Here is a 13,304-nt window from a genome sequence, read left to right as displayed (position 1 = left end):
TCAGTACATTTCCATAAAATCCACAGCCAATTGGCTCAGGGCTTTTACACCCAGCACGAAACCACTTTCGTCCAGGTAAAAATCCGGCGTATGGTGTGAGGGAGCGGTCTCGGGTCCGCATCTGCCGGCATGCCGCCCAGAAAAATGAATAATCCGGGTTTTTCTTTCTGATAAAAGCTAAAATCCTCCGCTCCGGTCACCGGATCGTGCAGCCATACCTTTTCTTTTCCGGCTACTTTTTCCAGTGTTGGCACCATGGCTGTTGTCAAATCGGGATCATTATAAGTGACCGGATACATTTCTTTGATGTTGATATCAGCTATACAAAACAAATCGATTTCATTCTATAATTCAATTAAAAATAGGTTAATTCAATTACCTGTAATTTTATATATATTTATCATTGAATTTTCAATTTTTAATTAAAAAATTTTCCGTAATATAAAGGAAAAATTTTTTAACGTATATTTTTTATATATACAAAAATTTAAGCATCAAAAAAAAATTGTATTTTCTTCATTATTTAATATAGGACCTATTTTTCTTCCTTTTACATAATTAATAATATTTTTATTAATATTTTATCGAAAATCAACTTGTCTTGAAATAATTTAGTAAGGAATAAAATTCTTGATTAGTTGATGTAAAACTACATTTTTTTGTATCTTAGTTGCTGATTTTTGTGTTTCATTTCAAATCACAAAACAAGCATTTCGATATTGTGCAGGCAGAAGCCCAAAAAAGAAATGTTTATAAAAGAACTGAAACTTAGTAAACGTGGACTATTTGAATTAAAAATATATTATTTATAAATTTTAAAATATTTTTAAAACAATGATTGAAACCCAAAAAAACCTATTATTTATAAGTCAGCCAGAACATATAAATGAGCAAATTATTGACCTCATGAAATCCAATGGATTCACAGTAGATTTCGCTTCCGAAGTAGATGATGCCTTGAAATGTCTTCAAAATACCAAATACCAACTAACATTAAGCACGGAATTCATTGACGAAGCAAAAGGGGAACTGATTTTTCAAACGCTGGAACCTGAGCTACTCTCTCAAACAATTCCATTTTTTTTAATATTGGAGGATTGCAAAAAAGAGGATATCATGCTTGCGCTAGAGCTTGGAATTGACAACATCATTTTTCTACCACTGGACGAAGAGGCAACCATCCGGAAAGTAAATAAAGAAATCGCTAAAAAAAAGTATTTTAATTTTCTAAATACTTCGGATTTTAAATTTTACTTTAACAATTCCCATATACCTATGCTTTTGGTTGATAACGACCACATACAGGAGGTCAACAACTCTTTCAGCTGCATTCACCAAAAAAAAGGACTGAAGGGGAAGCGGATTGATGAAGTTTTTGAATTCCCTAATTCCTCACTGGAAAAATTAAATTACAAAAGATTTGATAGCAAAATCTCAAATTATTGTAAAATAAAGAACATTTCCTTTAAGGAGGCTGGAGAAATCAGCTTCAATATATTGATGTTTAAAGGTACTCATTTCAACCATAAGACCTACCTGATTGAATTGTCTCCGAATACTGAATCTGGTATGGAAATAAGCTATAATAGTAAAGCCGCGGAAACCGGAAATCGCACAAGCCCCATCCTGACACCCAGGGAAAATGAAATATTGGAATTATCGTCGCATGGACTGCCCATTAAATTAATCGCAGATCGCTTATCCGTATCCAACCGAACGATTGAAAAGCACCGATCAAATATTATGGAAAAATTAGGGGTGAGAAATATTATTGAGGCTGTTGCAACTGTAAATAATCTAAAACGAGGCAGAAACAATATTAAAGCGGTATAATTTTTAAAGATACATTTACTTTTTTCAATTGAATTTTCATACGTGCTTTCACTAATATCAAATTTTTCACTCTTCGGAAATCACGCATTGTCTGGGTAATTTATTATACCTAAATTTGTTTTTATCAGTTACCAAATACATTTTAAGTATATTATTATGCGTATTTTTATATTCAAAGTTAACCGATTTTCCAAGAACTTCTTTTTTCTGACCATTGGTCTTCTACTGGTCAATTTCGCAAACTCACAAGATTTGAAAAATTCAAAAAACGCAGCTGGCGAGCAAAAACGCGATGCCCAGGAGCACCAACGCAGCTCTGTTGATAGTATTTATATCCAAACTCAAGGTAATTCGAATTTTATAGAATTTAACGATAAAACCTTTCAAAACATTAAAACCATAATGGTCAAGGATTCAGTAAGCGGGACATTAATTCAAAAAGGAGGAAAAAATTCAATAAATGTAAGCGTAAAAAATCGTAAAGGCTCTTCTATTATCGTACGACAATCCGGCCAAAACAACCGGGCGACTATCAGACAGAACTCGGGTGTGGAACGGAAACAAGGTGATCAATAAAAAAATATAAATTTTCTATTCAATTAATTATAACCAAAACAAAAACAAAATGAAAAAGACAAGTATTTTATTCTCCATGCTGTTTGCAGCAGGCATCGCCTTTGCACAGGACGATCCAAACAACACCTCTCAGATTACACAATCTGGAAACAATCAAAACGCTGATGTTGAACAATCTGGTGCAAACGAAAATTCTTCGGTAATCAACCAGGAAAATCGGGACAATGTAGCGAACGTTACTCAAATTTCAACAAGCGCTTTCGAGGAAAACACCACGCTTTCCCACATTAACCAAACTGGGCGAAACAATGACGCAACAGTAGAACAAACCCACAACGGAGCGCTTGAATCCAGAGCTGGGGCTTTGGCGGCGTACATTACACAGTCAGGTAATAATAACGAAGCTATTCAAAGACAAGGTCCACACGGTCAGTTGGGTACAAGTACCGCCTCAATTAACCAAAGTGGCAGCGATAACTTTGCCTCACAAAATCAGGTGAGGTATGGAAATACAGCTTCCATAGTCCAATCCGGTGATAACAATAATGCACAGCAAGCTCAGGACATCAATATGCTTATTGATGAAGAAGGTAGTATGAACAACGGATCGATTAATCAGGCCGGCGATAATAATTCGGCTACTCAGGTGCAGGACGGATGGGCCAATACCGCTACAGCCAACCAGTCTGGTAATCATAATTCAAGCACCCAAACCCAAGATGCCTGGGTAAGTACAGCATCCGTTAATCAAGCAGGAAATGACAATGACGCTGTTCAAGATCAAACTGGAAGTCTTAACTTCGGTTATATCAATCAGTATGGAAACAGAGGTGTTGCAGAACAAACTCAAAGTTCAGATTTAAGACGGTCTAGCGGATATGATCCATTAAACCTCGCAACCATCAATCAGTATGGAGTTGATAACGATGCTTATCAAACTCAAACTACACCTGGCGGAGATATCGTATTGAATGAAGCCATGATCCTACAGGACGGAGCTCGCAATTATGCAAACCAGATCCAAACGGGTGGAAGCAATTTTAGCAATGTTTCGCAAGTTGGTAATGACCTAACTGCAAACGTTAATCAAACTTTCGGACTGTAAACTTCGCTCCTATTTTATTTTAGGTTTCCATCAATTTTAATTGGTGGAAACCTATTTTTAAAATAAAACTTGTTTGCAATATCGCAAAAATTCCTTTTATTGTTTCAATGTCTTCTCCGATTTCATATTTCTTTATTTTATTGATCAATGTTAGTGCCGTGCAGGCATTTTCTCAAGAGACTATAGACCCCGAGGCAAGTATTTTGCTTAATGTTCAAGCCATTGAAATGTATGAACAACAGGAGCGGAACAACAGTGCAATCATTGAGCAGGTGGGTAGCAATAGCGATGCAAGAGTATTTCAGGAAAATAAAGGTAATGAGGCTAACTTCATAATTTTGAAACAGTCAGGCAATGGCAACAGAGGATACGTAGATCAAAGTGGTCAGGCACATCGCAGCGAGGTCAATCAAAATGGTGACCAAAATGAGGCCAATTTATGGTCGATAGGAGAAGGGGTAATCACAAGCGTGCTACAAAACGGTAATGAAAACAGCATCAATAGCTATATTTTTCAGGACGGAATAACCAATAGGTCAGCAGCTTTGATACAAGAAGGGAACCAAAACAGTATCGATCTTTCGTTGGTAGGAAATGGAGTTGATACCAATATAACTCATCAATACGTGCGGATATCGCAATTTGGAAATCAACATGAGGTAGAGGCGATGATGGAGGATTTTAGCTCATCTTTTGAAATAACACAAAATCCGGGTATAAATGGAGAGGGAATGAAAATAAATATTTCCACTTCTCAATTTAACTTTCCCATGAAAAGATAATCAAAAAATTTAATCCCCTAAACTTCTTTTAATTTACAAAAATTTTACATTTCTTCACATGCGAATTGGTGTAACATTTAGGTTGGTATGGGAAATGAAGATGTTGGCAATGTACATAGCGCTGTTTATATTTTTTCCTGACGATCTGCTGGCACAAATCGACAGTACGCGGGTACAAACGGATAGCAATTCGGTGAAGGAGGCTCCGGAGGCCCTGATCAATCTATTGGAATCCATTGCCGAAGAAGAAAAAGAACGTGCGAACAACGGATCTGAATTGGAAATTGATGGCCTGCTTATTGACGAGACCAAGACCAAAAGTGGCAGGGATTTTTTCGAGTACTTTTACAGGCAATGGGAAGCACCCGAAGAAGCCAACAATTATTCCATTTTCATCAGGGAAAAGCCCTTTCGGCTCAGTACCACGATGATTGAGATTTATATTAACGAAACAATGGTGTTTCAATCTTTATTGCAACCAAGAAACGAAGTAGTGGAGCAATTGGTGTCACAATCGATTGGCTCAACTTACATGTATTTGGCAAGGTATGAGGAAATAGTAAGGGAACTTGCTGGTGAGGAACGCTCTGGTTCGGGTATATTTTAAATTAAACTATAATGAAGAAGATTCTATTTATTTTAACTTTGTGTGTTTATTACTCGATTGGATTTTGTGACGCACAGCAAATGGTATACAAGCCAAAAAATCCGGCATTTGGTGGAGAAACGTTTAATTATCAATGGATGCTAAGCTCAGCTCAAGCGCAGGATACCACCGTCGACCCTTCTCAACAGCAAAGAACCCAGCCTGGAATTACACAACGGTCTCCTCTCAATGATTTTACGGAAAGTTTGAACAGACAAATCCTAAGCAGGCTTTCCAGAGAATTGGTATTGAGGCAATTTGGCGAAGATGAAATACAGGAAGGAAGTTACCAATTGGGCGATTATCAAATAGAAATTGGAAGTGGAGGTGCCGGAATTAACATTAATATAGTGGACAACAGAACGGGTGCAAGTACAGTAGTCGACGTTCCATTTTTTTAGTAGATAGTTTAATAATTTTGTGTGGATGAAATTTTTGTTGAAGCAGTTGCATTCGTGTGCCCAATTTATCGCATTAATAGTCTTTCTGGGTAGCTGTAGTCCGTATTTTTATCAGCCGTTTGGAGACCGGGATGCTTCCCTTGGACCCGAGACAAAAATGAAAAAAGAGCTTTTGTCCTTGCCTGCGCCAAAAGAACCAGTGGTAGTGGCCGTTTACAAGTTCAGAGACCAGACAGGTCAGTACAAAGAATCAAATGTTGGCGCCAGTTGGTCCACGGCTGTGACCCAAGGGGCCACGAATATATTGATAAGAGCATTGGAAGAATCTGGTTGGTTTGTACCTATTGAGAGAGAGAACATCAGCAACCTATTGAATGAAAGAAAAATCATCCGATCCAGCAGGGAGCAATATGAGGGAAATAACAACATACTTTTGCCCCCGCTCTTATTCGCGGGTGTCCTCCTCGAAGGAGGTATTGTCTCTTATGAAACCAATGTTTTTACAGGCGGAGCAGGAATTAGATACTTTGGATCAAATGTTTCTTCCCAATACAGAGAAGACAGGGTATCCATTTATCTAAGAGCGGTGTCGACAAGTAACGGGAAGGTGTTAAAAACTGTTTATACGACCAAATCAATTTTGTCTCAGGAAGTGAGTACAGGCATTTTTCGGTATGTAAAATTTAAGCGACTACTTGAGGCAGAAATGGGTTATACCCACAATGAACCCCGGGAATTGGCCATCACAGAGGCCGTTGAAAAAGCGGTTCACAGTCTGGTCATAGAAGGGATAATAGGTCGGCTTTGGGAATTAAATGAACCAATCGACTCGGCACAACATATTATTGATGACTATCTGGAAGAAAAGGAAAACAACCGTGAAATTGACTATATGGGTCAGCCCCATATTTATCAAAGCAGATCGGGCTTTTATCTTAATCCAATGTTGACCAGTCAAAATTACCTGGGGGATTATCCTTCAAGCGAGATTCGGGGGGGGATTAATTATTCAATTGGGGTTGGAATCAACAAGTCATTTTATTTTGAACCTAGCATTGGCTATCAATACGTTAATATCAGAGATTTAGTGAATTCTTCTGAATTTTATGGTGATGCTAACCTGGTCTTCTTAGCCAATCCTACAGGTAAACTATCTCCATTATTTAGTATCGGAGCGGGATCCTATTATAATTTCGGAAATGAAATCAGTCTCTCCCAAAACCAATTCTTGCCCTACGTAACCTACGGAGCTGGATTTGAATATTTAGTGTCATCAAAATCAGCGTTGACATTTAAGGCTTATTTGAACCAACATTTGTCAGACAATTATGACGGTGTTGGTGCAGGTTCATTTGACGATGTCATTGTCGGAGCCAGGTTTGGATTGAAAATTTATTTAGGAAATTGATCATAAAATGAAAATAGTCTATTATTTAGTATCGGCCGTCGTATTTATTTTTTTTACAGGGTGTGAGTTAGAGCATATCACTGATGACAAATTCGGGACTATTTCCGGGGTTGTGGTTGATGGAGAAAGTTACGAACCATTGTCTGGTGTACAAATTTCAACTACCCCGCCAAGTACCATCGTATTGACCGATGAAGAGGGGGCTTTTAGTATTGAAATGGTCAGAGAAGGTGAAGTGGTGATCTCTGCAAGAAAAATGGATTATTTAACCGGCAGTGTGAGTGTAGCTGTAAATGAAGCACTCAATACCTCGCTGACTTTCTTTCTATTAGAAGATGATAATGATGTTGGAAATGTGGTCATCTATGACCCGATACCAGGAAACGGAGCCGTCGGACAACCGGAAGATTTGACTTTGGAGTGGAAAGTGGATCAGGATGTCAGGTCCAGGGAATTAGAATTCAATGTTTATATCTTTGAATCAAATTCCACTACTCAGACCTTATTGGGTGAAAATCTATTGGGAAGGGAAATAGGGGTTTCCAATTTAAAGCCAAACACAACCTATTTTTGGTACGTTGTAGCCAAGTACCAGGGAAGAAACGTGGCGAATAGTCCAACCTGGACCTTTAGGACTGACTAATTGAGTGAATGTCTATATATGAAGGAAATCACAATATATTTTGAGTGAATTTGGGTCTTCTGTATAATCTGCTAACCTTAATTCGGCAAACCTTAGAGATTTAATCGTATTATTTGGTTAGTTGGATTTACCAAGCCGCCATGCCGGCCCAAAAAGCCTTCACCAGACATATCGATTTGTCTTTCAGTACATGAAAATTTGTATCGGGAGAGAGGCAACCGTTTGCTAGTTGTCAGACGGTATGACCACAGAAAATGCCTTAACTGGGCAGCTCTTGACTGCTACCAGGCCAGCCTTCCTACGCAGGCTATTGCCGAATCAGTACATTTCCATATAATCCACAGCCAATTGGCTGAGAGCCTTTACACCCAGCACGAAACCACTTTCGTCCAGGTAAAAATCCGGTGTATGGTGTGAGGGAGCTGTCTCCGGGTCTGCATCTGCCGGCATGCCGCCCAGAAAAATGAATAATCCGGGTTTTTCTTTCTGATAAAAGCTAAAATCCTCCGCTCCGGTCACCGGATCGTGCAGCCATACCTTTTCTTTTCCGGCTACTTTTTCCAGTGTAGGCACCATGGCTGCTGTCAAATCGGGATCATTGTAAGTGACCGGATACATTTCTTTGATGTTGATATCAGCAGCGGCGCCCGCACTTTCAGCAATATTACCCGCGATTTCGACAATCCTCCTGTGAATGAGACTTTGCTGGTCCTCGCTGTAGGTTCGGATCGTTCCGATCATTTCTACTTCTTCAGGTATGATGTTGTGCCGTACCCCTCCGTGTATGGCTCCAATGGTAACAATGGCGGGAATCTCTATGATCTTTACATTTCGGCTAACAATGGTCTGCAGTCCCATCACAATCTGGGATGCGGTGACAATCGGATCCACCGAAGACCAGGGATAAGCGCCGTGGGCCTGCCTGCCCTTTACAAGGATTTCCAGATTGTCCACAGCGGCCATGGATGGGCCCGGTTTGTATTTGATCACCCCTGCGGGAGTTTGTGAATTGATGTGTAATCCAAAAATGGCATCCACATCATCCATCACTCCCTGCTCGACCAGTTGTCTGGCGCCCCAGCTTTCCACTGTTTTGTCTTCTAATCCTTCTTCAGCCGGCTGAAAAATAAATTTGACGGTTCCCTTGAGCTCATCTTTCATCCCCGCCAGCACCTCCGCTACACCCATCAGGATGGCCACATGGGAATCATGTCCACAGGCATGCATTACTCCCGTTTCCTGACCATTGTAATTGGTGGTGACCTGCGATTTGAATGGCAAATCATTGCGCTCTGTTACCGGCAAAGCATCCATATCTGCTCTGATGGCGACCGTGGGGCCGGGTCGACCGCCTTTTAAGATGCCAACAACTCCAGTTACGGCCATCCCTTCTGTGACTTCCATACCCAGTTTCCTGAGGTGGTCAGCAACGATGCCGGCAGTTCGGGTTTCTTCGTTTCCCAGCTCAGGGTGCTCGTGAATATCCCTTCGCCATTCAATGACTTTTTGTTCCAGGGAAAGTGCCCTTTCGCTTACTAGAACGTCTAAGTTGGTTTGCCCATTTGCAAACTGAATGATTAATAGTAGTATTAAAGTTGTGGTGGCTTTTTGCATGACATTAGGTTTTCGGTAGCATCAAATTTAGCATGTTTGACCTACCAATGGTACTGATTTTTCTGAATTATTCCAACCAATCGAATTCGGTAAGCACAAAAACCAACCAGGCAAATATTTTTAATTTAAATTAAGACACTTTTATCTTTTTTAATACATTTGTATATGATCAATAAAATCGGTACATATGCTTGTCGGTTCATAGCTTTGGTGTTGCTCTTGCTGGCCGGTTGCCAGAAAGAAATGCCCGAAGAAACCAAAAGAGAATCTCCGAAAAAGGATTATATCCGGAAAATTGAAGGCAAGAATGAACCAATACCCGATGAGACGGTATCGAGGGGGGAAGTACTGGTAGCCTATTCGGGTTGTGCAGATTGCCATAGGGTGGATACCAAAGCCAAGGGGCCTGCTTTTAGAGACATTGCCGAACGGTATCCCGTGCAACCCGCCTATGTAGATATGCTGGCCCGAAAAGTCATTACCGGAGGATTCGGTTCCTGGGGAAACCCGATCATGAGTCCCCACCCCAACCTGAGTCTGAATGACGCTCAAACCATGGTCTATTACATCCTTTCCCTGGATCAACCCTGAGGTCAGTCTATTCAGGGCTGGCAGCACTAGCTGGGCACCGCCCTGATCATTTCCAGCAATTTGCTGCGCAAAGTTTCTTCTGCGGACCCGTCCAGATTACTGATCCGGCACCGCCATGATTCATAACCTCCCCTTTCCAACTCATGCAAGGGGGGCACATATCCCAGGTTTCCATTGGCCAGGCAGATCGTAAAATAAGGTTTTCCATTCAATTCCTTTTTAATTTTCAGGCCGGTTTCAGCAAATATCTCTCCCGGCAAGGCCCCTATACAGCCAGGGCCAACATCAAAAACCTGAACCGGACATTTGGCTACAGCGGGGAATCCGGCCAATAATACCTGTTCCCGCGCATAAAGGTACTCCCAACCTTCCTGATTGGGCTGCAAATTTTCATAATCTCCTCTACCTACCTTTTCGCTGGCTTCAGCCAGTTCCTTTTCATTGGGAAGCCTGCGCTTTACCTCGACTACCGCATGCCGATAAGCTAAATTTGGCTGGGTTTCCCAAGTCAACTCAGCGATTTGCTCAACTAATTTCGCCGCAAGGTCCTCCCCGATTAGCTGACCCTTGGCAAAATAAGTTTCAGGATATTTTTTCTCCTTCAGAAAATCCCAAATGTTGATGTCACCACTGGTCCCGTTGCTGAGGATTCCTATAAAATCCTCCTTTGCTCCCAGTTGTTGTTTCAGCGCCTTACTGAAAGTACCAAAATAATCGGCTGTAATGGTACCGCTTTCCCAGTCCCCTACATAATGCATGGAGTAATTGGCCAGAACGCTAATCCATTCATCTTTTAGGGTTCGAACTGCCAGGAATGCCAGTTCAGGATCAGGTTTGGATACCGGGCTGAGGATTTGATGCTCCGCGCCGAATGGATTGGTTTTAATTGCATCCTGCTCTCCCGATACCGGATTGATCGAGGTAAAGTTGTCCTTCATCCAAAATCTCCTGCAAACCGCATGTTCAGGAGCCTGTGCGGTTCCGAACGCCAATTGGGCTGGCTGCTTTTTCTTACCGGCAAGGGCAACAGCATCTGCTATGTATTCCGGAACCCTCTTTCGGTAGGCCAGATCTGCTGCTACCAAATGTACTTCCTCTACTGCTCCTGCTGCGTGGGTATGGGTACTGCTGACCATGATACAGGCGGGATCCAGACCTTGTGCTTTACAGATCAGCGCTTTTGCTTGATTGATCAACTCCTGTCCCATCACGCAGATATCTACCACCACGAAAACCAGTATTGTTTCTCCGATTTCCAACCACAAAGCCTTGGCATACAACGGATCGTGTATGAATTTGGCGTAGTGAGGTATAAAATCTCCATTGATAATCGTGCCGAGAGGAGGGGTCGTATCTACGCTTGCCGCTCCCGCTAAAAGTGTTTGGTTTGCCTGGCTCATTTTTCCTGTATGAATTGTGTGGTGAGTTTGATGCAGATAATTAAACCGGCAAGGCATGGCGCAAAAAACGCAGCCAGTTGCCATGGAAGATATTGTCAATGTCCTGACTGGAGTAACCCCGTTTGTCCAGTATTTCCTCATATTTCCGAAGGTCGGCGATGCTGTTCATGTCCCAGGGTGTCTGCTCTGTACCGAATATCCCATCCAGGTCGCTGCCTATACCAATGTGCTGGCTATCACCAGCCAACTGGCAAATATGGTCCCAGTGGTCTACCAAATGCTCCAACCTTATGTCCAGTTGCCAGGGATCAGATACCGTATCGATAAAACGAATGTCCATTGCCCAGCAATCCAGCATACCTCCGATTACAGCTCCTTTTTCGATCAGCTTTTTGACCTGGTGGTCTGTCAATTGTCTTTGGTTAGGTACAATTTTTCTTACGTTGTGGTGACTGGCCCAGACAGGACCTCCATAGCTGTCAATCGCCTCCTCAAAACCCTCATCCGTCAGGTGGGTTACATCGAGGATCAGCTGATATTTCTCCATTGCCTTAAGCAACTCCCTTCCCATCGGGGTAATACTTCCCTGCGTTTTTGTTCCGGGAGCGTACCTGCCGGGTCCAAAATGGGAAAGCCCAAGTGCCCTCAGCCCGTAAGCATAGGCAGTTTCGAGATAGGAAATGTCAACAAGCGAATCTGCTCCCTCCAGATTGAGCAGAAAACCAATGGGTTTGTTTTCGTCGGCAAGAGAATCGTCATTCCAGAGCGCTACCATCTGGTCGAGTTCTGACCGGGTGGTGATCTGCTTCATTTCTCCCAGGGCTTCCATTTCACGGTACCAGGCCAACTGGGCCTGTGTCATTGCCCAGGCCTGCTGGGCTGAGCGCCAGCCTGCGAGCGCCGAATCAGGAGGTGAGTAGCGGGCCAGTTGGGTGGCCACAACGATACCAATTTTTCCCCTCCTTAACTCAGGCAAACAAACCGTGCCCCTACCCCTGTCCGGTTTGTCTGGCATGTGCATCTCTGCTTTGCGGATCTCTGACAACGGCATACGCAGATCCCTGTTCCATTCAAGGGCATTCATAGCCAGGTCCAGATGTGCATCCACAATCAGTCTCTTGCTCATGAGCTAGCTGGAATTTTGGCGATGCAATCTATTTCCACCTTCAGGCCCTCGGCGAGGACAGATTGTACAGTTATACGTGCAGGTTTGGTATCTTTAAAATAACCGGCATACACCTTGTTGTACCGGTCAAATTCACTGATATCGGCCAGATGTACGGTACACTTGACGATGTGTTCCATACTTCCTCCGGCAGCTTCTACGATGGCCTTAATGTTATTCAAAGTCTGGTTGGTTTCCTCCTCAATGGTACCCAACTTGAATTGTGAGGTTTCAAAATCCACAGATGCCTGGCCACTGACAAATAGAAAACCGTCTACCAAAATAGCGTCTGAGTAAGCTCCGGTATCGAAACCCTGATCCCGTTTCGGATGAATAATTTTTTTCATGGTCATTTATTTTGTTTATGCATTGAGTCCTCCATCCATCAGGATGTTTTCTCCATTAATATACGCCCCTGCATCGGATGCCAACAATACGGCCAAGCCTTTGATATCATCATTATTGGCCATCCTTCCCAGGGGAACTTTTTTACAATAATTGTCCAGAAAGGGCTTTGGTTGATGGTTGAACAAGCCGCCGGGAGAAATGCAGTTAAAGCGGATGTTTTTGCCAGCGTGCATTTTGGCCAGGTAGCGGCTCAGATTGATCAGGCCGGCATTGTGAAAAAAATAATCCGGTGGTAAATCGCCCATATTCGTTCCCTCATAGTTGGACAGGTCAGGGCCTTTCATGCCCATCATAGAACTTATACTGATGACGGATCCGCCGCCGCTTTCTACGATCAAATCAATCATCTCCCGGACAAGATCCATCATTCCCGTGGCATTGACGCGCATGGATTCGTCAAATTCTCTGATGGGAGCACGATACCCCTGCATGGGTCGTGAAACGGCATTGTTTACAAATACATGCAAGGCTCCAAAGGCTTTCGAAAGCTCCTTCTTAAAAGCCCGGACAGAGTCGCGGTCACCCTGATCCACAGCCATTGGGTGAACGTCCAATCCCCTTTCCTGAAATTCGGCTGCCGTGCGCCTGGCCGATTCCATATTCCTGGAGGTGGTGATCACTGTACCTTCAGCCTCCGCCAGTCCTTCCACCAGGCATTTTCCGTAAAGGCCGGACCCGCCCGTTACCACTACGACCTTGTCTTTTAAGCTAAATAAATTTTTGATATGCATG

The 13,304-nt window shown here is 42.6% G+C and carries 15 protein-coding genes; 9 read left to right on the top strand and 6 right to left on the bottom strand.

Translation table 11 applies throughout. From position 1 onward, the window contains the following. Nucleotides 1–44: 44 nt before the first annotated feature. A complete protein-coding gene (locus BUB19_RS13850; protein ID WP_073095170.1) occupies nt 45–332 on the bottom strand; it encodes a M20/M25/M40 family metallo-hydrolase in 288 nt (95 codons plus the stop codon). A 574-nt stretch (nt 333–906) separates the two neighbouring features. On the opposite strand from BUB19_RS13850, the gene BUB19_RS13845 reads away from it, so the two are divergent. From BUB19_RS13845 to BUB19_RS13810, 8 genes are all read left to right on the top strand, one after another. Beyond that, the gene (locus tag BUB19_RS13845; protein WP_178371497.1) at nt 907–1,833 is read left to right on the top strand and encodes a response regulator transcription factor; all 927 of its coding nucleotides are present in this window, start codon (nt 907–909) and stop codon (nt 1,831–1,833) included. 252 nt (nt 1,834–2,085) lie between these two features. Continuing rightward, a complete protein-coding gene (locus BUB19_RS13840) occupies nt 2,086–2,409 on the top strand; it encodes a hypothetical protein (RefSeq protein WP_143156039.1) in 324 nt (107 codons plus the stop codon). Between the two features lie 49 nt (nt 2,410–2,458). Continuing rightward, entirely contained in the window at nt 2,459–3,514 is a 1,056-nt protein-coding gene (locus tag BUB19_RS13835; protein ID WP_073095167.1) for a hypothetical protein, read from the top strand. A gap of 107 nt (nt 3,515–3,621) precedes the next feature. Continuing rightward, nucleotides 3,622–4,296, top strand: coding sequence for a hypothetical protein (locus tag BUB19_RS13830; protein WP_073095166.1), 675 nt, complete (start codon nt 3,622–3,624; stop codon nt 4,294–4,296). Nucleotides 4,297–4,390: 94 nt separating this feature from the next. Continuing rightward, nucleotides 4,391–4,903: a curli production assembly/transport protein CsgE gene (locus tag BUB19_RS13825; RefSeq protein WP_218588566.1), complete on the top strand. Its 513-nt coding sequence runs from the start codon at nt 4,391–4,393 to the stop codon at nt 4,901–4,903. Between the two features lie 11 nt (nt 4,904–4,914). Continuing rightward, nucleotides 4,915–5,343: a curli production assembly/transport component CsgF gene (locus tag BUB19_RS13820; RefSeq protein ID WP_073095164.1), complete on the top strand. Its 429-nt coding sequence runs from the start codon at nt 4,915–4,917 to the stop codon at nt 5,341–5,343. A 25-nt stretch (nt 5,344–5,368) separates the two neighbouring features. Further along, complete coding sequence (locus BUB19_RS13815; protein ID WP_084097297.1) at nt 5,369–6,751, top strand: CsgG/HfaB family protein; 1,383 nt, start codon at nt 5,369–5,371, stop codon at nt 6,749–6,751. A 7-nt stretch (nt 6,752–6,758) separates the two neighbouring features. Then, nucleotides 6,759–7,394, top strand: coding sequence for a carboxypeptidase-like regulatory domain-containing protein (locus tag BUB19_RS13810; protein WP_073095163.1), 636 nt, complete (start codon nt 6,759–6,761; stop codon nt 7,392–7,394). A gap of 318 nt (nt 7,395–7,712) precedes the next feature. On the opposite strand, the gene BUB19_RS13805 is transcribed toward BUB19_RS13810, so the two are convergent. After that, complete coding sequence (locus BUB19_RS13805) at nt 7,713–9,008, bottom strand: amidohydrolase (RefSeq protein WP_073095162.1); 1,296 nt, start codon at nt 9,006–9,008, stop codon at nt 7,713–7,715. A 165-nt stretch (nt 9,009–9,173) separates the two neighbouring features. On the opposite strand from BUB19_RS13805, the gene BUB19_RS13800 reads away from it, so the two are divergent. Then, nucleotides 9,174–9,599 (top strand): c-type cytochrome, encoded by a 426-nt coding sequence (locus tag BUB19_RS13800; protein WP_073095161.1) that lies wholly within the window; start codon nt 9,174–9,176, stop codon nt 9,597–9,599. A gap of 26 nt (nt 9,600–9,625) precedes the next feature. On the opposite strand, the gene BUB19_RS13795 is transcribed toward BUB19_RS13800, so the two are convergent. The 4 genes from BUB19_RS13795 to BUB19_RS13780 are packed head-to-tail and all read right to left on the bottom strand — an operon-like array spanning nt 9,626 to nt 13,303. After that, nucleotides 9,626–10,999, bottom strand: a complete 1,374-nt coding sequence (locus BUB19_RS13795) for a hypothetical protein (protein WP_073095305.1) — start codon at nt 10,997–10,999, stop codon at nt 9,626–9,628. 40 nt (nt 11,000–11,039) lie between these two features. After that, nucleotides 11,040–12,125, bottom strand: coding sequence for a dipeptidase (locus BUB19_RS13790; RefSeq protein WP_073095160.1), 1,086 nt, complete (start codon nt 12,123–12,125; stop codon nt 11,040–11,042). Beyond that, a complete protein-coding gene (locus BUB19_RS13785) occupies nt 12,122–12,511 on the bottom strand; it encodes a RidA family protein (protein ID WP_084097346.1) in 390 nt (129 codons plus the stop codon). Before BUB19_RS13785 ends, BUB19_RS13790 begins: the two co-directional genes overlap by 4 nt. 15 nt (nt 12,512–12,526) lie before the next feature. Then, entirely contained in the window at nt 12,527–13,303 is a 777-nt protein-coding gene (locus BUB19_RS13780) for an SDR family oxidoreductase (protein WP_073095158.1), read from the bottom strand. Nucleotide 13,304 lies beyond the last annotated feature (1 nt).

It is taken from the genome of Cyclobacterium lianum (assembly GCF_900143075.1).
In the GTDB taxonomy this organism is placed as follows: domain Bacteria; phylum Bacteroidota; class Bacteroidia; order Cytophagales; family Cyclobacteriaceae; genus Cyclobacterium; species Cyclobacterium lianum.
This window is presented reverse-complemented; position numbering and strand designations above follow the sequence as displayed.

Excerpts from the sequence above, each read along its gene's own strand:
- BUB19_RS13845 (WP_178371497.1), top strand. The coding sequence starts at position 907 with ATGAAATCCAATGGATTCACAGTAGATTTCGCTTCCGAAGTAGATGAT.
- BUB19_RS13835 (WP_073095167.1), top strand. The coding sequence starts at position 2,459 with ATGAAAAAGACAAGTATTTTATTCTCCATGCTGTTTGCAGCAGGCATC.
- BUB19_RS13830 (WP_073095166.1), top strand. The coding sequence starts at position 3,622 with ATGTCTTCTCCGATTTCATATTTCTTTATTTTATTGATCAATGTTAGT.
- BUB19_RS13825 (WP_218588566.1), top strand. The coding sequence starts at position 4,391 with ATGAAGATGTTGGCAATGTACATAGCGCTGTTTATATTTTTTCCTGAC.
- BUB19_RS13820 (WP_073095164.1), top strand. The coding sequence starts at position 4,915 with ATGAAGAAGATTCTATTTATTTTAACTTTGTGTGTTTATTACTCGATT.
- BUB19_RS13815 (WP_084097297.1), top strand. The coding sequence starts at position 5,369 with ATGAAATTTTTGTTGAAGCAGTTGCATTCGTGTGCCCAATTTATCGCA.
- BUB19_RS13810 (WP_073095163.1), top strand. The coding sequence starts at position 6,759 with ATGAAAATAGTCTATTATTTAGTATCGGCCGTCGTATTTATTTTTTTT.
- BUB19_RS13805 (WP_073095162.1), bottom strand. The coding sequence starts at position 9,008 with ATGCAAAAAGCCACCACAACTTTAATACTACTATTAATCATTCAGTTT.
- BUB19_RS13800 (WP_073095161.1), top strand. The coding sequence starts at position 9,174 with ATGATCAATAAAATCGGTACATATGCTTGTCGGTTCATAGCTTTGGTG.
- BUB19_RS13795 (WP_073095305.1), bottom strand. The coding sequence starts at position 10,999 with ATGAGCCAGGCAAACCAAACACTTTTAGCGGGAGCGGCAAGCGTAGAT.
- BUB19_RS13790 (WP_073095160.1), bottom strand. The coding sequence starts at position 12,125 with ATGAGCAAGAGACTGATTGTGGATGCACATCTGGACCTGGCTATGAAT.
- BUB19_RS13785 (WP_084097346.1), bottom strand. The coding sequence starts at position 12,511 with ATGAAAAAAATTATTCATCCGAAACGGGATCAGGGTTTCGATACCGGA.
- BUB19_RS13780 (WP_073095158.1), bottom strand. The coding sequence starts at position 13,303 with ATGCATATCAAAAATTTATTTAGCTTAAAAGACAAGGTCGTAGTGGTA.